General features: G+C 37.6%; 17 protein-coding genes. All 17 read right to left on the bottom strand.

Annotated elements, in window-relative coordinates:
• Nucleotides 1-37 precede the first annotated feature (37 nt).
• On the bottom strand, nucleotides 38-706 hold the full coding sequence (locus DW721_RS01830; RefSeq protein WP_118744605.1) for a winged helix-turn-helix domain-containing protein: 669 nt from the start codon (nucleotides 704-706) through the stop codon (nucleotides 38-40).
• Entirely contained in the window at nucleotides 669-1,763 is a 1,095-nt protein-coding gene (gene hydE / locus DW721_RS01825; protein WP_182436169.1) for a [FeFe] hydrogenase H-cluster radical SAM maturase HydE, read from the bottom strand. The genes DW721_RS01830 and hydE overlap by 38 nt, the downstream gene beginning before the upstream one ends.
• A 268-nt stretch (nucleotides 1,764-2,031) precedes the next feature.
• Entirely contained in the window at nucleotides 2,032-2,628 is a 597-nt protein-coding gene (locus tag DW721_RS01820; RefSeq protein WP_022015567.1) for a TetR/AcrR family transcriptional regulator, read from the bottom strand.
• Between the two features lie 23 nt (nucleotides 2,629-2,651).
• Nucleotides 2,652-5,252: a hypothetical protein gene (locus DW721_RS01815; protein WP_118744603.1), complete on the bottom strand. Its 2,601-nt coding sequence runs from the start codon at nucleotides 5,250-5,252 to the stop codon at nucleotides 2,652-2,654.
• A gap of 102 nt (nucleotides 5,253-5,354) precedes the next feature.
• Complete coding sequence (locus tag DW721_RS01810) at nucleotides 5,355-7,460, bottom strand: MMPL family transporter (RefSeq protein WP_118744602.1); 2,106 nt, start codon at nucleotides 7,458-7,460, stop codon at nucleotides 5,355-5,357.
• A gap of 529 nt (nucleotides 7,461-7,989) precedes the next feature.
• On the bottom strand, nucleotides 7,990-10,068 hold the full coding sequence (htpG, locus tag DW721_RS01805) for a molecular chaperone HtpG (protein ID WP_022015564.1): 2,079 nt from the start codon (nucleotides 10,066-10,068) through the stop codon (nucleotides 7,990-7,992).
• A gap of 268 nt (nucleotides 10,069-10,336) precedes the next feature.
• Nucleotides 10,337-12,364, bottom strand: a complete 2,028-nt coding sequence (locus tag DW721_RS01800) for a sialate O-acetylesterase (protein WP_118744601.1) — start codon at nucleotides 12,362-12,364, stop codon at nucleotides 10,337-10,339.
• Nucleotides 12,365-12,649: 285 nt separating this feature from the next.
• Nucleotides 12,650-15,073, bottom strand: a complete 2,424-nt coding sequence (gene leuS / locus DW721_RS01795; RefSeq protein ID WP_022015562.1) for a leucine--tRNA ligase — start codon at nucleotides 15,071-15,073, stop codon at nucleotides 12,650-12,652.
• Between the two features lie 40 nt (nucleotides 15,074-15,113).
• Entirely contained in the window at nucleotides 15,114-15,617 is a 504-nt protein-coding gene (locus DW721_RS01790) for a phosphatase PAP2 family protein (RefSeq protein ID WP_182436168.1), read from the bottom strand.
• Between the two features lie 33 nt (nucleotides 15,618-15,650).
• Nucleotides 15,651-17,447, bottom strand: a complete 1,797-nt coding sequence (gene aspS / locus DW721_RS01785; protein ID WP_118744599.1) for an aspartate--tRNA ligase — start codon at nucleotides 17,445-17,447, stop codon at nucleotides 15,651-15,653.
• Between the two features lie 182 nt (nucleotides 17,448-17,629).
• Complete coding sequence (locus DW721_RS01780; RefSeq protein ID WP_118744598.1) at nucleotides 17,630-19,363, bottom strand: AAA family ATPase; 1,734 nt, start codon at nucleotides 19,361-19,363, stop codon at nucleotides 17,630-17,632.
• Nucleotides 19,364-19,710: 347 nt separating this feature from the next.
• Nucleotides 19,711-20,373: an HD domain-containing phosphohydrolase gene (locus tag DW721_RS01775; protein WP_055943912.1), complete on the bottom strand. Its 663-nt coding sequence runs from the start codon at nucleotides 20,371-20,373 to the stop codon at nucleotides 19,711-19,713.
• Between the two features lie 151 nt (nucleotides 20,374-20,524).
• Nucleotides 20,525-22,123 (bottom strand): coproporphyrinogen dehydrogenase HemZ, encoded by a 1,599-nt coding sequence (hemZ, locus tag DW721_RS01770; protein ID WP_118744597.1) that lies wholly within the window; start codon nucleotides 22,121-22,123, stop codon nucleotides 20,525-20,527.
• Between the two features lie 9 nt (nucleotides 22,124-22,132).
• Nucleotides 22,133-22,768 carry an MBL fold metallo-hydrolase gene (locus DW721_RS01765; RefSeq protein WP_118744596.1) on the bottom strand — a complete coding sequence of 212 codons (636 nt, stop codon included), beginning with the start codon at nucleotides 22,766-22,768 and terminating at the stop codon, nucleotides 22,133-22,135.
• 99 nt (nucleotides 22,769-22,867) lie between these two features.
• Nucleotides 22,868-25,186 (bottom strand): bifunctional (p)ppGpp synthetase/guanosine-3',5'-bis(diphosphate) 3'-pyrophosphohydrolase, encoded by a 2,319-nt coding sequence (locus tag DW721_RS01760; protein WP_022013838.1) that lies wholly within the window; start codon nucleotides 25,184-25,186, stop codon nucleotides 22,868-22,870.
• Between the two features lie 54 nt (nucleotides 25,187-25,240).
• Nucleotides 25,241-26,257, bottom strand: a complete 1,017-nt coding sequence (locus DW721_RS01755; protein WP_055943921.1) for a C39 family peptidase — start codon at nucleotides 26,255-26,257, stop codon at nucleotides 25,241-25,243.
• Between the two features lie 68 nt (nucleotides 26,258-26,325).
• Nucleotides 26,326-26,514: a hypothetical protein gene (locus DW721_RS01750; protein ID WP_118744595.1), complete on the bottom strand. Its 189-nt coding sequence runs from the start codon at nucleotides 26,512-26,514 to the stop codon at nucleotides 26,326-26,328.
• Nucleotides 26,515-26,631: the final 117 nt, after the last annotated feature.

The following is a 26,631-nucleotide window of genomic DNA, read 5'->3' as shown; positions in this document are numbered from 1 at the left end:
ATAAAAAAGCATCATAATGGTCAACAATTTTTTTATGCTATATAATTATCCGTATGCCATCTTTCGACAAAATAAAGCCCTTTCCATAAATATTCTGTATGCATCCTCCCTTGCCAGCAAGCTTTCGCCTCAACTCATAAATGGTATTATACAAATTAGATTTTGTCTTTTCGTCATATACTCCCCACATTTCTAAACAGATTTCCTCTGTAGATACTATCTCATCCCTGTTATATAATATTGATATAATATCTGCTTCACGCTTCTTTAAATTTATCTTCTCCTTATCGTATATAATCATAAGTTCTTTTGTATCTATTATCATTTCCCCTGCTTTTTCTATTTTATTTAATAATGCTCTTATTCTCTCAACTATAATAAAAATATTTCTCTTTCTCCACTGAAAATCCACACATCCCTGCCGGATATAATAAATCTCTTCATTATCATCGTTGCTGTCCGATATTACAAACACACTGACCTTTTCAAAAAATATTTTCTCATCGACTGTATTATTTTTTAAATATTCCCTCAGTTCTATTAATGAGCATACAAGCATTATGCTACTTCCGTCTGCCGTTAGTTTATCTTCAATTTCTGCTATACTTTCAACAACCACCGTCGGTATATTCCTCTTTATTGCTTCATCTGTAAACTTTTCAGCCCATTTAGAATTGTGGTCGCATAAGACGATGTATCCTCCCATACAATAATTCCTCCTCCGGCACCGGTATATAATCGCCTTTGTCCTGTCCGATTTCAAAACCGCTGTCCACTACTTTTTTCTTTATCCTCTCAACATCATCTCCGATGAAGTTTTTGAGATGAATTTTTTTATTGTAAACATTGTAATATTCTTTTATATCATCAGTGCAAAGTTCTACATTTATCTCTCCCGCACCTGCTTCTAAAGACTTTTTTCTGCCATCCTGCATTACATCATCAAGTATTGTATCTGCCGTTATCATTGCTCTTGGAAGCATAAGTCTCGCTATAGCCATAAGATATAATGTCATATCACCGTTGCCGCTTCTTTCATGTTCAAATCTTGTATGGATTGTCGGCATAAACGGAACTATATGAACTATCTGCGGGTCAAGCTGTTTTAAAAACAAAAGATCTTCAACAACATCCGCTACCATCTGATATGGAGACCCCACCATAAATCCTGTGCCGACCTGATACCCTATGCTCTTTAATTCCCATAGTGACTGTTTTCTTGTAAGCAGTGACATTTCAGGTGGATGCAGTTTTTTAAAATGATTTTCAGCCGCTGTCTCATGACTTAGTTCATATCTCACCGCACCCGCTTCAAACCATTTCCTGTATGTTTTTTCACTCCTTTGACCTAATGACAACCCTATCTGGCAATCACTAAATTTATCTTTAAGCATGGTTATAAAATCTGCCACTTTTGCTTCAGTGAAATTATAATCATCGCCCCCAACAAGCATAAAAGACCGGACGCCCCTGTTGTATCCTGCCTCGCAGAATCCCAACAAATCTTTCTCGTCCAGTCTGTATCTTGGTATAAATATATTATCCCTTCTAAGACCACAATAATAACAGTTATTTTTACAATAATTTGTAAGTTCAACAATTCCTCTCAGATAAATACTCTTTCCATAAAATTTTTCTTTCACAAGTAATGCTTTCTCAAAAAGGTACTCTGTTGTTTCATTGTTTCTAAACTTGAGCAGTTCACTAAACTCATCTTTAGACAAACTGTTATTTGCAGATAATTTATTCACTAAATCTGTCATGCAATTTCCCATTTAATATCATACTCCATAACATTTTTTATTCTGATTTTATTTATAATATCAGATTATCACCTGATTTATTAAAAGTAAAGAACTTTTATCAAATTTTATAACAATTGTAACATTTCAACCATAAAAAGATAAGTCAATAATACATGAGCTTGCTCAATGTATTATTGACTTGTTTTTTGGGGCAGAATAGCCTTTCATTTATGAAATGAAGTAAACTCAAGCTGCATAGCAGCGACTGACATAAGCATTATCATGCTTATATACATTCAAACTGTTTTACAATCCCTTTTATACATTCATTCAAATCAGGTTTTAACTGTTCAAGTGATACCGGCGATGAATATAATATCGCATTGTAACAGGTTGAATTTACAAGCTCAACTATCATAAACATCATCATATCTTCATTTCTGAACTGCCTTCCCGACTTTTCTATAAGTTCATGAAATATATCCATGCAGCTCTGGTTTTCATGCTGTCCTATGCGGATATTTGAAAACATCGCCCAGCTTAAGTTTTTTGAGATAAACCTCATCAAAGCCTGATTGTTGCTAAGCTGTTCAACAATATTGTCAGCTATAAACAAAATACAGTCTTCAAGGTTTTTACAATCACTTTTTTCAAGCTCGACATTCGCATTCTCAAAAAGTTTGTCTGCCTTATGCGTGATAAGTCTGTCTCTTATGTCATACTTATCCTTAAAGTAAAGGTAAAATGTTCCCTTTGCCATTTTTGCATTTTTTACTATCTCTGAAATCGATGTATTGTTGATTCCTTTTTCCGTAAATAATTTGAATGCTGATGCAAGCAACGCATCCTGCTTATTTTTCTTTTTTTCTTCTATCTTACTCATCTGCATCACCTGCTTCTGCCGGTCTATTTATCATCATCTTTCTCTATTGATGCTGTTGACATTACGAATTTAACGCTTCCTTCCATTCCGTCTGAAATCTTTGAGAAACTCTTATAGTTGTTTGATGCCTTTACTATCTTGTCAAGTCTGTCTCTGAAATCATCACCTGAGTCAATAACATCATTTACTGTTCCTGTAAGTTTTTCGATTCCATCCTCATTAAACTCTACAACACCATCCTTAAGATCGCCTGCTCCATCTGCAAGCTTACCAATGGCATCTGATACATCACCTGTTTTTGATACAAGTGTTGAAACTCCGTCAAAGAGTTTAACTGCACCTGAAGCAAGTGATTTAGCACCGGTTCTTAATTTATTGCTGCCTGATGTAACTTTCTTTGAGTTCTTTGTTATTGTCTTTTCATTCTTGATAAGCTTATCTGCTGCCTTGTCAAGCTTTTTATTATTTGATGTAAGCTTTGTTCCTGCTTTATACATCTTCTTTACACTCTCATCAAGTTTTTCAACACTAGGATTAAGCTGCTTGCTGTATGCTGTTGAAAGTGCACTTCCCGCATCTTTAAGCTGTGTGAGTTTATCACTTATTCCGTTAAGCTCTGAATCCTCTGATTTGGTATTTGTGCTTGATTCCATCTGCGTAAGTCCTGCATTTACCTGGTCAAGTCCACCGTCTACTCCGTCAAGTCCCGTATCTACCGATGTAAGTCCTGCTGAGACAGTGTCAAGTCCTGTGCTTAACTTATCCATTCCTGCTGAGAGACTGTCAAGTCCTGCTGATGTCTTATCAAGTGTCGAATCCATCGTGTCAAGTCCTTTTACAAGAGCTGATGAGTCGGATGTTGAATCTTCTATTGTTTTTCCTACTGTCTGTGAAGCTTTTACATACTTCTCTATTGCTTCAATCTTTGCCTTGTCTGCGTCTGATGCTGTTGCCTTAAGTGTCTCTAACTCTGCGAGCATAGTGTTTACGGTATCATCACTTACCGCGATGTTTTTAGCACCGTCATTTATTGCTTTAACTCCTGATTTTACAGAAGATACACCACCCTTTACGCCTGTTACGGCTTTCTTTAATGTAGTATCTGAATCGCCTGAAATGCTGTCTTTAGCACTTTTGACTCCGGCTTTAAGTCCGTTGTCTCCTGTTACACCTGTCTGTAATGCTGAAACTCCGGCTTTAATCTTTTTAACTCCGGCTTTAAGTCCATCTTCGCCTGTCACACCGTTCTGGAGTGAGACAACTCCACTGTGAAGTGTATCTATTCCCTGTGCAAGTGTGTCAACGCTGTTAAGGGATGTATTTACCGTAGTAACATATGTGTTAAGGTTCGTGTCAAATGTCTTAGAACCCTCTGAAAGCTTTGAAGTTCCTGTCTTCTGGAGTGTTCCCACTGCATCTACTATCTTTTTCGTATTAGAAGAATAGGTTTTTACACTCTTTGAGAATGTCTTTGTTCCTGCAACATATGTGATAACTCCGTCAAGAAGTTTGTCAGTTCCTTTTGTGTAGGTCACGATACCGTTTTTAAGTGTGTTGCTTCCGCTCTTTGCTGAACTTACGCCACTCTTGAGTGTATCCATACCGTCTGAGTAATCACCGAACTTATCATTCAATGTATCAAGATTTGTGCTGAGCTTATCTGAACCGTCGATAAGTTTCTGTGTTGCATCTGTAAGGTCATCGAGTTTGTCAGAAAGGTCATCCATATTTCCTATATCATCAAGATCCATGTCTGAGAAGAACTCAGATGTTGCAACTGTGTATGTTGATTTCATCTCAAAGTCAGTAACATCCGCCTTTATAGTAACCGTATCAGTCACTTTATCATTTATCTTGCTAAGGTCTATATCAACATCGTCACCGAGGTCAAGATTGTCAAGGTCAAGGCTTTCTGAAAGTCCCGGCATACCATATGCCATTACTATATTGTTCTCACCCTCTGATACTACACTTCCGTTATCTATCGTCAAATTTTTGAAATTGTCAACAGGAAGTATCATACCTGTAACCATAACAAACGGTGTGTAGATATCTACATCTTTCTCACCAATCTTTTCTGTCTTTTTTGAAGTATTAGTATATTTAATCTTCATCTCAAGCTTTCCGCTTTTTCCAGCGAGATCCTTTGCTGCAATTTCCTTGCCGTCAAGTTTGTAGGTTATTGACATTCCGACAGGCATTTCTTTATCAGTTTTTCCCTGATAATAAATATCATCACTTTCGGTATTCCAGTTTACTGTATCTCCGTCCTGTGTGAATTTTTCATCACCCTTTGTATTTGTTATATCTTTAAGGTCTGAAGAATCTTTTACTTCACCCTTATTTGCTGCATTTTTAAGCCAGTCAGAAACTATAACATCTGTTTTCTTTCCATTTGCATCGAGTGTTGCATAAACAGTCTCCTGTTTTGAAACATCTTCTGAATCAAGTCCTGACTTTGAAGAAGTCTTAACATCTTCTTTTACTTTATCTACCTGTTTTGCAACTACTTTGTTTGTAAGAACAAACATATGAGATGCATACTCTACACTACCAACGAGCAGTCCTGCTGCTAAAAGTCCTGTAACACCGATTTTGGCAACTTTTTTAATATTTTTTCTCATGATACTGCCTCCTATATATTCTAATGCGTGTCATATTAATAAACGATTTTATATATTGATGCCGGGAACCTATATGTCTGCCCCATGCATCATTACTCTGTTCTATTTTGCCTCAAGTTTCTTTTGTGCATCATTCTTTGCAACCCCTGCTTTTATCATATCCCATGAACTTCTTATAATGATAGGATCAAATATCCAGAGCATTGCAGGAAGTATGCATATAACAACTATCATACTTATAATCGCACCTCTTGAAAGAAGATTACATATAGCACTTATCATATCAATAGCTGAATATGCCGTTACACCAAATGTTGCGGCGAAGAAACAGAAACCACTTGTAAGTATTGATTTCATTGAAGTTTCATGTGCTATCCTTATCGCATCTTTCTTACTGCATCCGTTTACCGTTCGTTCCTTATGGTATCTGTTTGTCATAAGTATCGCATAATCGACTGTCGCACCAAGCTGGATAGTACCGATAACGATACTTGCAACGAATGCCAGTGAAGTATTTGTATAGTATGGAACCGCCATGTTGCAGGCAATCGCAAACTCAATAACCGATACAAGGATGATAGGTATTGAGATTGATTTGAATGTTACAAGGATGATTATAAATATAGCAGCTATAGATATATAATTAACAGTCTTCAAATCTATATCTGTAGTGTCCTGAAGATCCTTCATAAGAGGAGCTTCACCGATAACCATCGCATCTTTCTGATAGCCTTTTACGATTTTCTGCATATCATCAAGCTGTGCATTTACTTTATCGGTTGCCGAACTGTAATCTGAGCACACAAACTGTAATTCATACTTGTCAGTTTTTAACATACTCTTTACATCTTCAGGTATCATCGTTTCAGGGAAGTTTGGTCCTACAAGTGAGTTAAGACCGATAACCCATTTAACCCCGTCAACCTTTTCAATCTTCTTAATCATCTGGTTCTTGTCTTTTGCACTAAGACCGTCTTTTAAGAGAACCATATGAACATTACTCATATTAAAGTGTTCTTTAAGTTTGTCATTTGCTTCTGCACTAGGAATATTCTTTGGAAGTCCCTGGTCGATATTGTAGTAAATCTTATAATTGCTGTTTCCGTATATCGCAGGTCCGAGCAGTACAAGAAATACCACGATAGCAATTTTATAATGCTTTACGATAAAGTCAGAAACCTTTGTAAGTGGCGGAATAAGAGCCTTGTGAGTAGTCTTTCCGATTGCATTATCAAATGTAAGAATCATTGCCGGAAGAACTGTTACACAAGTTATAACACCAATTACAACACCCTTAGACATTACGATACCGATATTTGCACCGAGTTTGAATGTCATAAAGCACAGAGCCACGAAACCGGCTATTGTCGTAACAGAACTGCTTGATACTGACTTAAATGTGTTTGATATTGCATGAGCCATTGCTCTCTTTCTGTCATCCGGAAATCTCTTTTTATTCGCTTCATAACTCTCAAGAAGGAATATCGAGTAATCCATCGTAACCGCAAGCTGAAGTACCGCCGCAAGTGCCTGTGTGATATATGATATTTCACCTAGAAAAATATTACTTCCGAGGTTGAACACTATTGCCATTCCTATATTTGCAAGGAATATAAACGGTGTAAGGAATGAATCCATCGTGATAATAAGAACTACAAGTGATAAAACTGCTGCGATAACCACATATATCGGCATCTCCTGTAAAGCAAGGTTCTTAATATCAGTAACGACACCTGACATTCCGCTTGCATAAACATCTTTTCCAACAGTCTTACGGATATTTGTGATGGCATCCATCGTATCGTCCGCTGATGTCGTATCATCAAACAAGGCTATCATCATAGTTGCGTTTCCATTGAAAAAGGCTTCTTCAAGATTTTTAGGAAGCATCTCCGTCGGTATGCTTATATCAAGCATATCATCATACCAAAGTACATCTTTAACATGGTCGATACCCTCAATCTTTTTCTCAAGTGCTGCCGCCTGTTTATTCGACATATCCTCAACAACTATCATAGAAAAAGCACCCATTCCAAATTCATCAACAAGTGTATCCTGACCCGATACTGTTTCAAGAGTATTCGGAAGATAAGATAATACATCGTAGTTTACTCGTGTGCTTACATATCCAATCACAGATGGAACAAGCAACACACACGCAATAAGCAGGATTATGTTCTTATGTCTTGTAATCCATTTTCCTAACATTTTTTCTCGTCCTTTCTTTATCCTGTCCGACTAACAGTAAACAAAACAGCATACCGAATCGAACATTAATTGACCGATTTTCATCATCAAGTGACCATCGGTCATTTCTATAATCCATATACTACAACAAAAATGACCAACAGTCAACATCAAATTTGACTATTGGTCATTTTTATCAAAAACACACAAAATTCACATATTTTATGGAATTATTATATCCATAACTCACAAAACAATCATATTTTGTAACAACAATACAAATATCAGACAATCATAATCTTCCATCAAGCTGCTAAAATACAGTTATCAAACAAAACAAACTTATTAACAACTTATCTAAATCTTTTTATCATCGCCAATAAAAGTAAATTGGAGTTTGACACCATAATAAATAATATTAATCGGTATTATGTCGTCGTCAGTACTTAATGGTGGTATTCTCACCCTTTATGTACTGTTACGAACGACAGCATAGCGAAAGCGTACCGATGTTATTATTTATTATGAGGCAAACTCCTCATAATGTGGTTTATTTAGCAAGCAAAAGCATAATCTCATTACTTCTGTTTACAAACTCCGTCATCTCCTCTGCCTTAAGCGGATGGTTCGCAAGTACGGCAAGGTCATAGAGCTGTTTGCAGAACATATCAACATTTTCTGCATCCTTATTATTAAGAATATACTGCACAAGTTTGTTTGATGAGTTGAGTACAAGTGTTGCAGAGTCTCCAAACATATCCATGTCCATTCCTGCTCCGCCTGCACTATACATCTTCATCATATCCTGCATACGGCGTGTCTCCTCTGAGAGTGTGAGCATTGATGAAACATTCTCATTTTTAAGTTTCTCTACTTTTACTTCAAGATTTTCTTTTCCGAGTGCTTTCTTAAAGATTTCGCTAAGTTCCTCGGTCTCTTTCTTGATAGTCTCCTCGTCCGCATCGTCCTTCATCGTATCATTAAGACCCGCATCTATACGCTTGAAGCTTACTTTTAAATCACCCTGCTCAAGCTGTGAAATAAATGCCTGGTCAATATTATGACTCAATACAACTGCATTTATATTCTGCTCCTTGAACATATTTACATACTGGCTCTGCTGCTGCATATCGGTTACATAGTAAACTGTCGTTGGTTCTTCCTCGTTTTCACCATCTTTATTTTCTGATGCATCTGTGTTTTCCGTATTTTCAGCAGTATTTTCCTTTGTATCTCCGTCTTTTTCTTTGACTGCATCGACATATTCAGGAAGCGTGATATATTTATCATTTAAATCCTTAAAGATGATATAATCTGACATCTTTTCTCTGAACTTACTGTCTTTTAAGCATCCGTATTTGATGAATGGGCTTATATCTTCCCAGTATTTCTCATAATTTTCTTTGTCTACTTTATACATTCCTGAAAGCTTGTCGGCAACTTTCTTTGTAATGTAATCAGAAATCTTCTTTACAAAACCGTCATTTTGCAATGCACTTCTTGAAACATTGAGCGGAAGGTCAGGACAGTCGATAACACCCTTAAGAAGCATCAGGAACTCTGGAATAACTTCCTTGATATTATCAGCGATAAATACCTGATTATTGTAGAGTTTAATAACACCCTCAAGATTGTCATACTCCGTATTTACCTTAGGGAAGTATAAGATACCTTTAAGGTTGAACGGATAATCCATGTTCAAATGAATCCAGAAAAGAGGCTCCTTGTAGTCATTAAAGACTGATCTATAAAATTCCTTATATTCATCATCTGTACAATCATTGGGATGCTTCATCCAAAGCGGAGTTGTCGTGCTGATAGAAACAGGTCTTTTATTTATCTTTACTTTTTCTTTGCGTGGTGATACCTCGACAACTTCTTTTTCTCCGTTCTCATTTTCTCTTTCCTCTGTCTTTGCTTCCTCGACAATGTTTTCAACTACAACATCATCTTCACGGAGTTCTTCCTTATCTATAGTCTCATACTCCTGCTCGGCTCCCTCTTTTGAAAGGAATATCTCTACAGGCATAAATGAACAGTATTTTGTAAGAACTTCTCTTACACGGTACTCATTTGCAAATTCTAAGCTGTCCTCTGAGAGGTAAAGTGTGATAGTCGTACCTATCTCTTTTTTGTCTCCCTCTGACATTTCAAAGTTGATTCCACCCTCTGACTCCCAGCGTACAGGTGTTGCTCCCTCTTTCCATGACAATGTGTCGATAGTAACTCTGTCGGCTACCATAAATGCTGAATAAAAACCAAGTCCAAAGTGTCCTATTATCTGCTCCTCATTTGCCTTGTCCTTATATTTTTCAAGGAAGTCAGTAGCACCTGAAAATGCGACCTGATTTATGTACTCGTCAACCTCATCCTCAGTCATACCAAGACCGGTATCAGTGAATGAAAGACTCTTTCCTTCAGTATCAACAACAACCTGAATACTTGGCTTGTAATCATCAGGAAGTGTGTATTCTCCCATAATATCAAGCTTTTTAAGCTTTGTAATCGCATCACATCCGTTTGATACAAGCTCACGGATAAATATATCATGGTCTGAATAAAGCCATTTCTTTATAATAGGAAACATATTTTCTGATTCAATTGATAAACTGCCTTTTCTGCTCTGCATAATAAAATCTCTCCTTTACTTTTATATTCACTATAATCAGCCCTTTTCCGCAGGACTTTTATCTACGATTTATTTCGTCAGCAATCATTGTCATTGACTGCTAACAGCTTTCACAAAGAGTATAATAATACGATATTAAAAAAATGTCAAGAAAAAATTAGCACTCTTTTAAAAAGAGTGCTAATTTATGTTTTTCTGATTTAAGACGGCTTGTTCCCCGCCTGATTATTACCCTATGCAATATAAGCATAAAATTTTCCTAATTGTCTTAAAATAGCGTTGTAACTTCTCCTACAACTTTTTCTCCACAATTCCCCTTAGAATCATATGCAGTAACCGCATACTCGTAAGTAGTACCTGAATTTGCAAAAATATCGTTGTAAGACTGTGCCGTATTTGTGTTGAGCATTGCTATATAAGTCCATGTCTTAGCACCTTTAACTCGTCTATAAACATTACAGTAAGATGTATATGAATTTGCCATCCAGCTTATCTTTACACCATCCGTTGTTGCCTGAAGTCCAGTTATCGCTGCCATTGAATTTTTAGAATATACTGTAAGTTTCTTTTTCCGGCTTCCTACCGTAAATTGAAGCTTTGCGTTAAACACCTGATTTTCCTTAAATTTAACAAGCCATTTATCATATGATATGGCACCGCTCTTGGCATTCACCTTAAGTTTCTTTGTTTTCCATGTTGGAAATATCTTTGCAACAACATTCATATTTTTTACTGCAGTTCGGTTTATCTTGCTTATATCTGTATATCCGTCCTGGCTTACAAGTTTTATTTTAACTTTGGTTGACGGTTTCTTTACATATCCGAGTACATAACATATATTGTTTGCCGCATCTCTTCCAAGTTCATTATACGCAAGCTGTGTATAATGTATTGTACTGTGTATTTGATTTAATGATGTAGGCAGTTTCAATGATTTACTTCTTGTCTTATTATATGAAGTATATTTCGCATTGGTTTTATACTTATTTTTGAAATAACTTTTTACTGTATTATCCGTAAGCCACACTTCTGACAACTGGCTTGCGAGAAAAATGTCCTTATATGCCGCTTTACCTGAATTACACATATAATACTGTGCTTTTCTAGGACCTGTCAGCTCAAGGTCAGCAAGTGATGTCGGTTTTCTGTGCGATCTTACCATAAGTATTCCGCCAAACTCAAGTTTCTTATTTACATACTTATAATCTTTCGCACTGCTTCCCTTAAGCTGTTTCTTTAATGCTCTGTGCATTTTCATATAATATGTGAGATATTTTCCGGCTTTCATCTTAAAATCCTGTTCTCCCTGAAGCCAGAAATATCCTTTATGGCTGAGCTTATAATGTCCGGCTTTTATCTCATTATTAAGGGTACGCTCACAGGCTTTATAAAGTGCTACAGCCTGCCAGAAATTATTATCTTTTCCCGCTTTCGGCTGCCATGTAGTAATAGAACTTCCGCCATGTGCCGCATTTACAACCCATACTTTTTCCTTTAATTTATTTGTCCACTGGTTTGCCAACGCACTGTCAATACCTGATTTTGCCTTTGCCCCGCTTGCAGAAGTAAGATTATTTGTCCTGCACCACTCATAATCCGAACTGTTATCGGTAAGAGATTTTGGAACAAACTTCGATGCATTTGCGACTGAAAGTGCCGGTGATGTTTTACTCCAATTTGCAACTCTTTTATAATGAGAACGACATGACGGACCATATGTATTATAAACTTTTCCTGCACTGTTTAATATGGCATTATTTGTATATTCTGCATTCGTTTTATCATCACTATGGCTTCCCTCCATATTACTCTGACCTATAAGTAACAAAAGACTTATCTTTGCCGGCCTGACTAATACTCCATAAGTTGTTCCATCCTTAAGCTCAACTACAGCTTTTCCACAACCTACCGCAAATATCTTTTTATGGTTGCTGTTTGCCACACTAACAATCTTTCTGTCTTTTTTTCCTGTTGTAACATTAGTCGATACAACATTTTCTGTAGCTATTCTTCTTATCTCTTTATTAAAGGTATGCCTGTCATCATATTTTAATGTAATTTTCTTTTTTGTCTTGGCATAACTCACTAATGGAGGAAGTGTTGTGTTCTCCGGTTCTGCCGTCGGTTCCGGACTCGCTGTATTCTCCGGATTTTCAGTTTCCGAAGGTTTCTCCGTCTGTACCTCTATATCATTATCGGTATCTGCTGATGCCTTTTGGTTATTCAGGCTATATCCTGCCACTCCGAATAACATACATATTGCTGCTATTAAAATAATCTGTTTTTTTAATTTCATAATAATATTTAATCCCTATCCCTTTATTTCTTAATTATCATAAATACTGAGGCTGAAATAATATTATCAGCCTCAGCTTGAGTTTAATCTTAGTATATATTTATGTCATTTTTATGCAAATCATATAACTTTATTTTGCCACTATGTTTTAGTGTTTGCCCCTTGCGGTACAAACACTAAAGATTACAGCCTGTTTTAAATGCATCTTTTATGCATGAGGCTGTAATCTGACAAAAATTTAATTCTTTGGCGTATAGCCTGACAGCAAGTGTCAGGCTTACGGATTTATTTTGCCACTATGTTTACAATTCTTCCCGGTACATAAATTTCTTTTATGATGTTCTTTCCGTCAAGTCTGTCGCCAAGTGCTTCTTTTGCTCTCGCAAGTACATCGTCTTTGGCATCGTCTTTTCCGATTGAAAGTGTTACTTTTGTCTTTCCGTTTATCTGAACGGCTATCTCTACGGTTGACTCTACGGTCTTTGCTTCTTCATACTCAGGCCATGACTGCTCGTAAAGTCTGCCCTCACCGCCTATTATCTCCCATATTTCTTCTGTGATATGAGGTGCTACAGGATTGAGAAGTGTAATGAGCGTCTTGTACTCGCCAAGTGTGATACTGTTTTTCTTATAAAAATCATTTATAAGTGCCATCATTGCGGCTATAGCAGTATTGTACTTGAGGTTTTCAAAGTCACTGCTTACTTTCTTTATCGTCTGATGCATTTTTGTCTCAAGGTCTTTTGAATAACCGTCATTGTCTTTGTCAAGTATCGTCTGAAGTTTCCATACTCTGTCGAGGAAACGGCGGCATCCTTTTACACCGTCATCGGACCAAGATGCACTGAGGTCAAATGCTCCGATGAACATCTCATAAGTACGAAGTGTATCTGCTCCGTATTCTTTTACAATATCGTCAGGATTGATTACATTTCCGCGTGATTTACTCATCTTCTCGCCGTTTTCACCGAGGATCATGCCGTGTGATGTTCTCTTCTGGTATGGTTCAGGAGTAGGCACAACACCCTCATCATAGAGGAATTTATGCCAGAAACGTGAGTAGAGAAGATGGAGTGTAGTATGCTCCATACCACCGTTGTACCAGTCAACAGGAAGCCAGTATTTAAGTGCCTCAGGACTTGCAAGTGCCTCTGTATTTGTCGGGTCAGTATATCTCAAGAAATACCATGATGAACCCGCCCACTGTGGCATCGTATCTGTCTCTCTCTTTGCAGGGCCTCCACAGCAAGGGCAGGTTGTATTCACCCAGTCTGTCATTGCTGCAAGCGGTGACTCTCCATTGTCAGTAGGCATATAGCTGTCTACCTCAGGAAGTAAAAGAGGAAGTTCACTCTCATCAAGAGGTACATAACCGCATTTATCACAATGTACGATTGGAATAGGCTCGCCCCAATATCTCTGTCTTGAGAATACCCAGTCACGGAGTTTATAATTTACTTTGCGGTTACCAATCTTTTTCTCTGTAAGGAAATCTTTTACTTTCTCCTTAGCTTCTTCTACTGTAAGCCCTGTAAGGAAACCTGAATTTATCATCTTTCCTGTTGCCACATCAGTAAATGCAGCCGCATCTATATCCACTGGTCCCTCACTTCCCTCAACAACCTGAATCATAGGAAGTGAGAATTTTTTTGCAAATTCCCAGTCACGGTCATCGTGTGCAGGAACTGCCATGATAGCACCTGTTCCGTATGTCATAAGTACATAATCAGAAATCCAGATAGGAATTTCCGCATCATTTATAGGATTTATAGCTGTAAGTCCATCAAGAACAACACCTGTCTTGTCTTTTGCAAGTTCTGTACGCTCAAAATCAGACTTTCTTGATGCCATCTCTCTGTATTCCACAATGGCATCCCAGTTTTTAATCTTATCCTTATACTTGTCAATAATAGGATGCTCAGGTGAAACTACCATGTAAGTTGCACCAAAAAGTGTGTCAGGTCTTGTAGTATAAACACGAAGTTTATCCTCTTTATCTTTAATTCTAAAATCAACCTCCGCACCCTCTGAACGGCCAATCCAGTTTCTCTGTGAAGTCTTTACTCGCTCGATATAATCTACATCGTTAAGTCCCTCTAAGAGTTTGTCAGCATAATTTGTAATCTTAAGCATCCACTCACTCTTAACCTTGCGGACTACCGGAGAACCACATCTCTCGCACACACCGTTTACAACTTCCTCATTTGCAAGTCCTACCTTACATGATGTGCACCAGTTGATAGGCATTTCTTTCTTATATGCAAGTCCTGCATTAAAGAGTTTGAGGAAAATCCACTGTGTCCATTTGTAATAATCAGGGTCAGTCGTATTTATCTCTCTGTCCCAGTCAAAAGAATAACCGAGTGAATGAAGCTGCTCTTTAAATCTTGCAACATTCTTTTTAGTTACCTCTTTTGGATGAACTTTATTCTTAATAGCATAGTTTTCAGTAGGGAGACCAAATGCATCCCATCCCATAGGATATAATACATTGTATCCCTGCATTCTGCGTTTTCTTGCTACTATATCAAGAGCCGTATATGGACGAGGATGTCCTACATGAAGTCCCTGTCCTGACGGATAAGGAAATTCTACAAGTGCATAAAACTTTGGCTTTGTATAATCATTTTCTGTCTTAAAAGCCTTTTCGTCGTCCCATATCTTCTGCCATTTTTTCTCCACCGTATGGTGGTTATACATCTCTGCCATTTTATCCTCCATTTCTATTTCATGTACTTTCGGAATCATACTACAAAAGTAAAAATATAAACATAGCCATACTGCACACACAACCAATAAACGCACCTGCGATAACATCTTTAGGAAAATGTACTCCCGTGATAACCCTGATAATTGCAAGTAACAGTCCCATTATAAGAATTATTGTTCCTAATATCTTATTTATAACCCATATCGAACCGCCTATGACAAATATCGAGAACACATGACGGCTCGGAAAAGAAAGACCTTTTGTATCTTTCTTTATAAGAGGTTTAAAACCGTACAGTTCATATGGTCTTTTTGCATTTATCTTTTCCCTGAACTTGCTCAGCAAAACAAAGAACAGTGCCGGAACCAGGATAAGTCCTGCGACAAGTTTATATTCCCTGCTTACGACAAGCCAGCCTATCTCGACAAAATATAAAAGTGCAGTAAGAACCGTAAGTATCTTTCCAAATATATCTATAACTACCGGGACTGCTCTTTTTCTGCCAAGCAGTCCTATTATCTTTTCATATGTCTCTTTTTTCAAAACACCCTCCGGACTCATACTCATATAATAGTCTTACTGCTCCTGCTCCGATTTTGCAATTTCAAGACTGAGTTCCTCAAGCTGCTTGTCATCGACAACATTAGGGGCATCTGTCATAAGACATGACGCATCCTTAATCTTAGGGAATGCAATAACATCTCTGATGCTGTCCTCGTGTGCCATTATCATGACAAGTCTGTCAAGACCATAGGCAAGTCCTGCGTGTGGCGGTACTCCGTACTTAAACGCATCGAGAAGGAAACCGAACTGCTCATGTGCTTTCTCATCAGTAAATCCAAGTGCACGAAGCATCTTCTCCTGAACATCATCCTGATGGATACGGATGGAACCTCCACCAATCTCTGTTCCGTTAAGAACTATGTCATATGCTCTCGCACGAACTTTTTCAGGATTTGACTCAAGGTACTGAATATCATCCTCGAACGGCATAGTGAACGGATGGTGCATTGCAAGGTATCTTCCCTGTTCTTCTGAATACTCAAACTCAGGGAACTCTGTAACCCAGAGGAATTTGTAAACATTCTTGTCAAGAAGGTCAAGATTTTTTGCAATCTCAAGTCTTAAGTTTCCAAGTACATCCCATACTATCTTATTCTTGTCGGCTGCAAACAAGAGAAGGTCACCTGGTTCACCCTCCATCGCATCAACAAGAGCCTTAAGCTCATCATCAGTCATAAACTTTGCAAATGATGACTTGTATGTTCCATCCTCATTTATTGCAAGGTATGCAAGACCTTTTGCACCGAAGTCCTTTGCAAACTTAACAAGTGCATCAATCTTCTTACGAGGCATACCGCCCTGTCCCTTTGCATTGATACCACGGACTGAACCTCCGTTTTCAAGTGCTCCGGTAAATACGCCAAAACCACATCCCTTAACTACTTCTGAGACATCCTTTAACTCCATTCCGAAGCGGAGGTCAGGCTTGTCTGAACCAAATCTGTCCATAGCCTCCTGCCATGTCATTCTCTGAATAGGAAGCTCTATATCAACATCAAGAATTTCCTTGAAAAGTTTCTGTAAAAGTCTTTCATTTACATCCATAACATCATCTTCATCGACAAATGAAAGCTCCATGTCAACCTGTGTAAACTCAGGCTGTCTGTCTGCTCTAAGGTCCTCATCCCTGAAACATCTTGCAAGCTGGAAATATCTGTCATAGCCTGAGCACATAAGAAGCTGCTTAAAAAGCTGTGGTGACTGTGGCAGTGCATAAAATGTCCCCTGATGCACACGGCTTGGCACAAGATAATCTCTTGCACCTTCAGGTGTAGACTTTGTGAGCATAGGTGTCTCTATCTCTAAAAATCCCTCATCGGCAAGAAACTGACGAATCAATGTTGCAACCTTACTTCTCATAATGAGATTTCTCTGAAGATCAGGTCTTCTAAGGTCGAGATAACGGTATTTTAATCTGAGTTCCTCTTTTGTCTTGCTGTCCGCTTCGATAGGGAACGGTGGTGTATCTGACTCAGAAAGAACACGCAGTTCTTCTGCACGAAGCTCGATGGCACCTGTGGCAAGATTTTCATTAACCGCACCTGAACGTGCCGTAACCTTACCTTTAACAGCTATGACAAACTCACTTCTAAGCTTCTCTGCCTTTGCGAAATCAGCTTCATTTATCTCTCCATCTTCAAAAATAACCTGTAATATTCCTGAACGGTCACGCATATCAACAAAGATGATACCACCTTTATTTCTCTGCTTCTGAACCCATCCCATCATAGTGACTTCTTCACCAATATTTTTTTCACTTAACTCGGCACATCTGCAAGTACGCTTCATGCCTCTCATTGATTCAGCCATTTTGTCTTGTCCTCCAATATCTGTAACTCTTAATTGTCTAATAAAACTCTCTAATCTAGCAGTATAACAGATTTTTTGCTGTTTGTGAAGTGGCGAGAAATGGATTTTTTAATACTGCAAATGAGGTGCCAAAATCCTCACACGAAACTTTTCACTTACGATGTTTTCGTTTCCGAAAACATCTACCGTCCATCTATCAACACCTCTTTACCTTTAAACGCAAAGCCGTAATGATGTATGTTTTCTGCTTTCACTCCCCGTTTGATTAGCTCAGCGTCATAGTTTTTTTCTTCTATCTGCTTTAATGCTGCGGCAACTGTTTCTTCTAGTGAATTTTCTTTTCTCTGATTTATCACTTTAAATTCGATTACGATGCCCGGATATTTTTCATTATTTTTGTCTATCGGCTCAAGCATTATGTCATATCGTCCAAATCCGCTTTCTCTGTTTGATGTTAAGATATAATTTTCTGTCTGGTCTACCATAAGTCCCAGCACAAAGCCATGGAAAAAGTTTTCAGGTACTTTTTTATCAGATTTCTTCTTTCCTGTATCAAATGAACTGAATGTGTTTAACACAACTTCATTCATATACTCATTCATGCTTTCTATATCTCCGACTATAAGTGCTTTTATAAATTCATTCGTTTCCATCTTCGCCGGACTAAACCATCTGAGTACCATATTTTCAAACATAAGTTTTATTTCAAAGTTTGTGAGTGCAAGTTTATACATAACTGCTTTTGTTCTATCTCCTGTTAGTGCATCTGATGATATTACTTTAAGATAGCCACTCGCAAGCATAAGACTCCACACTGCATCTTCTGAATAATCAAGTTCTGAAAATACTATCTGCTCATCTATCGGTACAGCTATCGTTTCTCCTTTAAGAAGCATTTCCATCATCATTTTTATATATGAACTGCCTGTTTTCACTAGACTATTTATGAGTCCGTTTGAACTTGAGTCTGCCCAATAGGTTTTAAATCTCTTAAATTTCAAAAAATTTATTATCGACCACGGATTATAAATATCTCTTTTATCTCCAAATGTAAATCCATCATACCATCTCTTTACTTCTTCTTTTTTGTCAGAAAGCCCCTGTTCATCAAGTGCATTAAATACCTCTTCTTCCGTGAAACCAAATGCTGTCTCATACTGGTTTGATGTGGTTGTAACTACTACGAGATTATTGAGGTCACTAAAAATGCTCTCTTTAGAGACACGAGTTATACCTGTCATTATTGCTCGCTCTAAATATGGATTTGTCTTAAAAGTAGAATTAAAAAGACTTCTCGTAAATCCTACAAGTTCCTCCCAATATCCGTTTACATAAGCCTCCTGCATTGGTGTATCATATTCATCAAGAAGAATGATTACTTTCTTACCAAAATGCCTGTATAACATTGAAGAAAGGTCTTTGATTGCTCTGCATACGATTTCATTTGACATCTCCTTACTAACATCCGTATCTTTTGAATAATTATCAAACTTATCAAAAATTCCCTTCTCAGCGTCAGTTAATACATTACTCCTAATAAGGTATGAATGTTGTTTATATGCCTCATTTATAATTGATATTATGTCATTTTTAGTATCTTTAAAATTATTCTTCTTTATCTCCGCAAAACTCAAAAATATCACCGGATATGCTCCCTGTAATTTACGATATTTCTCATCTTTCCATATTTCAAGACCTTCAAACAAGTCTCCCCTGTCTTTATACTCATTTGAGAAAAAGCATTTAATCATATCCATGTTTAATGTTTTTCCAAAGCGGCGTGGACGAGTTATCAGTGTTACATCATCCTTGTTCTCCCACCACTCTTTTATAAAAGATGTTTTGTCAATATAAAAACAATCATTTTCTATAACAGAGTCAAATGCCTGTTTTCCTATTCCTACAACTTTTGCCATATGCCCCCTCCTTACTAATTTTATGTCAGATAATTACATAACTTAATCATCACATAGATTTTCTCCATAAATAAACAACTTTATCTCAGAAAAATTTTCCCAAATATAACTTTAATACATAGTAACATACTGCTTTTTTTGATGCAATAACACTCTTACAACAAATCATATTTGCCGTATTAGAGAATAAAGAGTCGCTTGCGACTCTTTCTCACTTGAGCGGAATGCGTAGCATTATTTCTTTTCCGCGAAATGTGCATCCTCACTGAGTTTTTTGTGTTATGAAAAACGAGAAGTTTCCTATAACATAAAAAAGCCCATTTGATCTACAAATGAGCAAAAACTTTTTAAAATAATAACACTTCTTTCTCAAACATACCCAGTGTTTCCATTTGCAATCCATCTGACATCTCCTGAAGTCTTTTTGTCTCCGGAAAATCATCGGCATGGAATACACGCTGAAACGCAAGAAATACTTCCATATCATAGTCCTCTACTTCATCTATCATTATCGCCATTGCCGTTTTAGGGTCAAATGCCTTTCTATAACTTCTGTCTGTTATAAGAGCCGAAAATACATCACAGGTTCTAAGTATCCTAGACATTTCAGGGATATTTTTTCCCTTAAGACCGTCCGGATACCCAGAGCCATCATAATTCTCATGGTGATGATATACTGCTTCTATTATATTTTCAGGGTAATCTTCACCTTTTAATATATCTCTGCTGTATGTCGAGTGCATTCTAACATACTTCATTTTCTCAATAACAAGTGTATCATCCTTTTCATCAGAATACACATATCTGTTTACCCTTAACTTTCCTATATCGTGCAAGACTCCTGCAACTGCAATATCATCACGGAATTGTTTGTCTTTTCCCAGTTCTTTTGAAATAAGAACAGCCATATTGCTCACCTCAAGTGCATGGTGCATTTCTGAGCAGACTGTTTCTTTTATCTGTTTAGGAATTTTTTTATTCTCCAAAATCCTATCAAAATAGTTTTCCATAGTAATCTTCATTTCTGCACACATTTTTTGTGCATATCAAGTTTGTGTCAAGTGTGCACAGACACAAATCTTGTGTGTAAAAAATTAGATTTTTCACACTAAAACTCCATTTAGTTTCTTGTCATTATGATATTTATTATCTAAACCTCAATTACTCCTCTGAAAACAACTGCCTTTTTCTTTCTATCATCTCATCAACCCTCGATATATAAGATGTAATATCCTTAACATTCTCGCAACGCTTTACTTTCTCATCGGCAAGCATTTTCTTAGTGCTCGCTCCTGCTCCCGCTGCAAGTATTCCCTGCTTTTCCTCCATTATAAGAATATTGTATATACACTCTTTTCCTTTTCTCGCATATCCGATATTTTCCTGACCGCTGCTGCCAAAATGTCCTGCCGAGTTTTTCTGGCGGTACATATAGTAAGGTTCATATCCCTCACTCTTTGCAAATTTCTGGCCTATATCGAGCATCTTTTCCATAACAGCCGCCTTGTCATTTTCAGATAATATTCCATCTGCCTTGCCGCTGTTTTTCTTTTCTTCTTCATCAAGTACACTGCGAAGCCTTGAAGCCCTTTTTACGACAAGTGAATGTATAGTCAGACTGTCAGGATTTAATTCTTTTATCCGGTGCAGGGTATCTCTAAAATCATCTTCATTCTCCCCCGGAAGCCCGATTATGAGATCCATGTTTATGTTGTCAAATCCAACATGTCTGGCAAGCCTAAAAGCTTCTATTGTCTGCTCCACCGTATGTTTTCTTCCAATAAGGTCTAATGTCTTTTGCTGCATCGTCTGTGGATTTACTGATATTCTTCTGACACCATGATTATACATTACTTCAAGTTTTTCTCTTGTAATGCTGTCAGGTCTGCCTGCCTCTATCGTAAATTCATATCCAAGTTCCATAGGAAAGTTTTCTTTTATGCAGCTTATAAGTCTGTCTAGCTGCATTGCCGTGAGCGTGGTCGGTGTTCCGCCGCCAACATATATACTTGTCAAATTTCTATCTTTATAAATCGTCGCAAGATACTTTATCTCTCTTTCTAACGCATCAAGATATTTTTCCGCAAGATGACCGAATTTTTCATATGGATATGATGTAAATGAACAGTAAAGACAAGTAGTAGGACAGAACGGGATACCTATATAGAGACTGTAACCGGTTTTGTAATCACATTTTTCAAGAATTTCTGCTTCCTTTTTTGCAATTTCAAGACCAAGCTCAATTTTTTCCTCACTACAGCAGTAAGTATCTCTAAGTTCTTTTCTTACTTCATCCTCCATTTTTCCAGACAATAGCTCATTCATGGCTATCTTTGCAGGTCTTACCCCTGTCATTGTCCCCCATAAAGGTATTACTCTCTTTAATAAGTGACCATCTGATATATCATTGAGTTTTTCAGCCGGTATATCTCTAAGCTGCTCAAAAATGAGCTTTTTCAATACATTTTTATAATATGTTCTGTACGGATGTGTCGTCTTATCTTTATTTTTATGCCAGTCTTTTTCACCTGTTACCTCTTCCATTTTCTTTAAGTCGTAATCTCCACAGATAACTTCTACAGCTATCTGTTTCATTGAAAGACTGATATTTACCGTGAGTAAAATATCATCCGCAAACTCATACTCACTTCTTTCCTCACCGCAGATAACCACAACACTTCTCTGTCCCGGAAAAAAACTGTTTACAAGAGCCTGTATCTCATAATCAAAATCACGCTCTGACAAATTTATCTCTATCATAATAACACCCTATTCCACGGCAAAAGGATTGAGCATCTTCTCATCCTTAATATTTGTCATCATTCCATGTCCCGTATAAACTCTTACATAATCAGGGAGTACAAAAAGTTTCTCTCTTATAGAACGCACTATCTCACCCATGCTTCCTCCCGGAAAATCTGTTCTTCCGACCGATTGCTGAAAAAGCGTATCTCCTGAGAACAATATTCCACTACCTGTAAAGTAGTAACACATTCCACCTTTTGTATGACCCGGTGTCAGCAGACATCTTACTTTCTCTCCGAGAAGTTCTATCTCCTGACCGTCACTTAAAAACTTATCAGCTTTTACCGTATATCCGCCGCCAAACTGTGATGAGAGGTTTATATCAGGATTTTCAAGTGTTTCTTTTTCCGCTGCTGCGGCATAAACCTTTATGCCATATCTGTTTCTTATCTCATCGACTGCACCGATATGGTCAAAATGACCATGTGTAAGAAGTATCGCAACCGGTTTTAACTCTTTCTTTTCTATAAAGTCTGCTATATTCCCTGCTTCTTCGCCAGGGTCAACTATAACACATTCTCTTGTATCTGTATTACTCAAAAAATAACAGTTTGTCTGAACCGGTCCTACAACCTTAAAATCACATTTTAACTGACTCATCATTATCTCCATTCCACTTATAAAATATATTTCCAAAGCTGCGGTCGTCTGCCACACCCTGAAATAAGCAGTACATATCAAAAAACTTGATACAATCCGCTACGCCTGTGTTCTCTGTATATCTTTTATTCCTTCTATCTGTCTTATCTTCTTTGTAACTTCATGTAACGCTTCAACTCCGCAGATTGCAAAACCTACATTTATCGTTGCTATTCCCTGTTTGCTCGTTCTTATGTTCATCGACTTTACATCTATCTTCAACTCAGTAAATACTTTTGTTATCTCCAGTAAAAGTCCCATTCTGTCATTTGCATAGATGATTATCTCAGCATCATAAAGCTCATTGTCCTTGCCCTCAGGACTTACCTGCCATTCTGCTTCTATTATACGATGCCTGTCCGCCTCTGAAAGATTCATCATATTTATACAGTCAGTTCTGTGTATCGAAACACCTCGTCCTCTTGTGACAAATCCGATTATCTCATCACCCGGAACCGGATTGCAGCACTTAGAGAATCTTACTGATACATCATCTATTCCCGCAACAACTATACCATTTTTAGAACGAACCGATGCCGCTTTATTTTGCTGTGCTCCAGCAGTTGCCGTACTTCCATTTACAGCTTCCAGTATATCCTTATCAGTAGGTGATGTAGGATTTTTCTTTCTGTAATCACTCTGAAGCTTGTTTATAACCTGACCTTCCTTTAAACCACCATGTCCTACCGCTGCAAGAACTGAATCCCAATCCTTAAATCCATATTTCTTCTTGCAGGTATCTGTATATTCAGGTTTTATAAGCTCATACAGGTTTATTCCCTGTGCTTTACAGTAATTTGCAAGCAGCTCTTTCCCTTTTATTATATTTTCTTCTTTGTACTGCGAGCGGAACCACTGGTTTATCTTATTTTTAGCCTGTGTACTCTTTACAATAGAAAGCCAGTCACGACTTGGTCCTCTTGAGTTTTGCGAAGTGATTATCTCCACTCTGTCACCATTTTGTAATTTATACTCAATAGGCACAAGATTTCCATTTACCCTTGCACCAACCATCTTGTTTCCTACAGCACTGTGAACCGCATACGCAAAATCAATAGGTGTAGAATCTGCCGGAAGATTTTTAACATCACCATCTTTGGTAAAACAGTAAACATGGTCTGAGAAAAGATCCAGGTCACTCTTTAAAAGACTTAAAAATTCCTTATTGTCAGACATATCTCTCTGCCACTCAAGAATTCTTCTGAGCCATGCGAGTTTTTCCTCCTCGCTGTCGGCAGTATTGTGTCCGTACTGGTTTTCCTTATATTTCCAATGTGCAGCAATACCGTACTCAGCAGTTCTATGCATCTCATAGGTTCTTATCTGTATCTCAAAAGGCTGACCCTGCGGTCCGATAAGAGTTGTATGAAGTGACTGATAATTATTTGGTTTCGGCATAGCTATATAATCTTTAAAATGCCCCGGAATAGGCTTATATATCTCATGTATGACACCAAGAGCCGTATAACATTCCCTCTCAGTATCTACGATTATCCTCACGGCAAAAAGGTCATATATCTGTTCAAGTTTTTTGTTCTGCGTTATCATCTTTTTGTAGATGCTGAAATAATGCTTTGCCCTGCCATCGATAGTTGCTTCTATACCGGCCTCTTTGATATGTTTATCTACCTCGGAAACTATCTGCTTGATAAATTCCTCTCTCCTGCCCCTGCCCTTATCTATCCTCTCAACAAGGTCATTATATACATCCGGCTCAAGATATTTGAAAGCAAGATCATCAAGTTCAACTTTAACTTTAGAAATACCAAGTCTGTCTGCGATAGGTGCATAGATATCGAGTGTCTCCCTTGATTTTTCCTTCTGCTTTTCAGGCGTCTGATATTGCATTGTTCTCTGATTGTGAAGTCTGTCTGCAAGTTTTATAAGGATAACTCTTATATCCTTTGCCATTGCAAGAAACATCTTTCTTAAGTTCTCTGCCTGAACTTCTACCTTGTCGGCAACATAGTTTAACTGTGTAAGCTTTGTAACTCCATCGACAAGAAGTGCAACCTCGTCACCAAACTCAGCCGCTATCTCCTCACTTGTCATAACCGTATCTTCAACAACATCGTGAAGCATACCTGCAACTATAGTCTCCTTATCAAGCTCCAGTTCGGCAAGTATGATACAGACACACACCGGATGGATGATATATGGCTCACCCGATTTTCTAAGCTGTCCGTCATGTGCTTTATATGCTATCTTATATGCTTTTTCAATCTGTGATATATCTCCTGACGGATGATATCTCTTTATCATGGCTATCAATTTGTCATAAAGAATCTGCGGATCCGTAAAATCTTCCGGTATCATACTGGTTTTTAATTCCCCATTATCTATCTTCAGCTCCATACTCTTTTTATCAGTCTTATCCATATGCTGCCTCCATCCTGTGTAATATAATTTAAACATTCACAAAGCATTTGATTTCTATTCCTGTGAATAACTCCATGCTGCCTTAATCTGCTTTATAATCCTTCCGATACTCCACCGCTTCTTTGAATTGGCGATACTATTCGGATCATTTATAAGAAGCTTTCCTTTAGAATCAATTCCTTTTATTACTATAAAATGTCCCTGGGTCGTAAAATCCCCCGGTGACATACTGCATATCATAGGTCTTTTCTGTTTAAGTTCTGCTTTTATTGAAGCAGCATTTAACGAAACTTTCTTTACTGAAAGTTCAAAGTCCTTTGCCCCCTCCGTCATAAGTGTCCATGATGTTCCTGTATCATCATTATAATAATTATTATTTGAACAATATTCCGCTATATCCGCCGGTGTCATTGCCGTATCTTTTGTTATCCCTGCATAGACCATTGCAAGGCAGGTAGGACCACAGCCATTAACTGCAATCATCGAGTTCCCGTATTTTACATATCCCCATCTGGTATCCCACTGCTGTAATAAAGGTATCCCTTTTTTTAACTCATTTGCACTTATCCTTCCATTTGCTTCAATGTCCTTATCATGCTTAGGGTAGCCTGCCACAAACTCTATAGTTTCGTGATTTTTTATCGCAAGATTTAATAGTTCCTTAGGATATTTTGATATGTTCATAAGTATATCTTCAACACCGTCATATCTGCCCTTTAACCTCACAAGGCTGTTATATAGTTTTTCATACCCCTTTGGCACATTTGCAGGTACATCTGCTTCATCATCTGCCGGCTTTGCAGTCGCTTTCTTCTTTTTCACCTCAGGTGTCTGTTTATTTTCTGCTTTTGGTTCATAAGTCTGCTCCGCCATTTTCGGAGTTTCCTTACTGCTCTTTTTTGAACTGCCATGTCCGCCTGTAAGTCCTCTTACTAAAGAAAAAACGCCAAACAAGGCAAAAAGCATAACTATAAGAAGCACAGCTCTTGCTATCATAACCTGCCTTCTTCTTTTTCTTCTTCGTATTCTTCTCTCTAGGTATCTTCTGTACTCTATCTCCTCACGCGTCACTCTATCAAAGCCCCTCTCTGGTTGTCTGTCACACCACGGATGTGAACATTAACCCTCACTTACTTACCCTACATATCAAATTCCATAAGCTTTGCCATAAGCTCATCAAATTCATCTGAAGTGATATTCTCATTCTCAAACTCATCTGTTATAAGTTCCTCTATCTCATCCCATTCATAGTGGCTCTTATTGTCAGCCAATTTATCAATCTCTTTATTCCACTTTCTATAAAAACTGCTCTTATCTTCCTTACCCATATATTTCCTCCGTATCCGTTTCGCTAATCAGACCTTTGTGAAACTGTCTTTATCCTTGATAAATTGCACAAATATAACAAATAATGTTTCACAATAACCTGTGTTTAGATAATAATA

Origin of the sequence: Clostridium sp. AM27-31LB (genome assembly GCF_003480745.1) — a bacterium.
GTDB lineage: Bacteria > Bacillota > Clostridia > Lachnospirales > Lachnospiraceae > Butyribacter > Butyribacter intestini.
The sequence above is the reverse complement of the archived record's forward strand: the minus strand, read 5'-3'. Positions and strand labels throughout refer to the sequence as shown.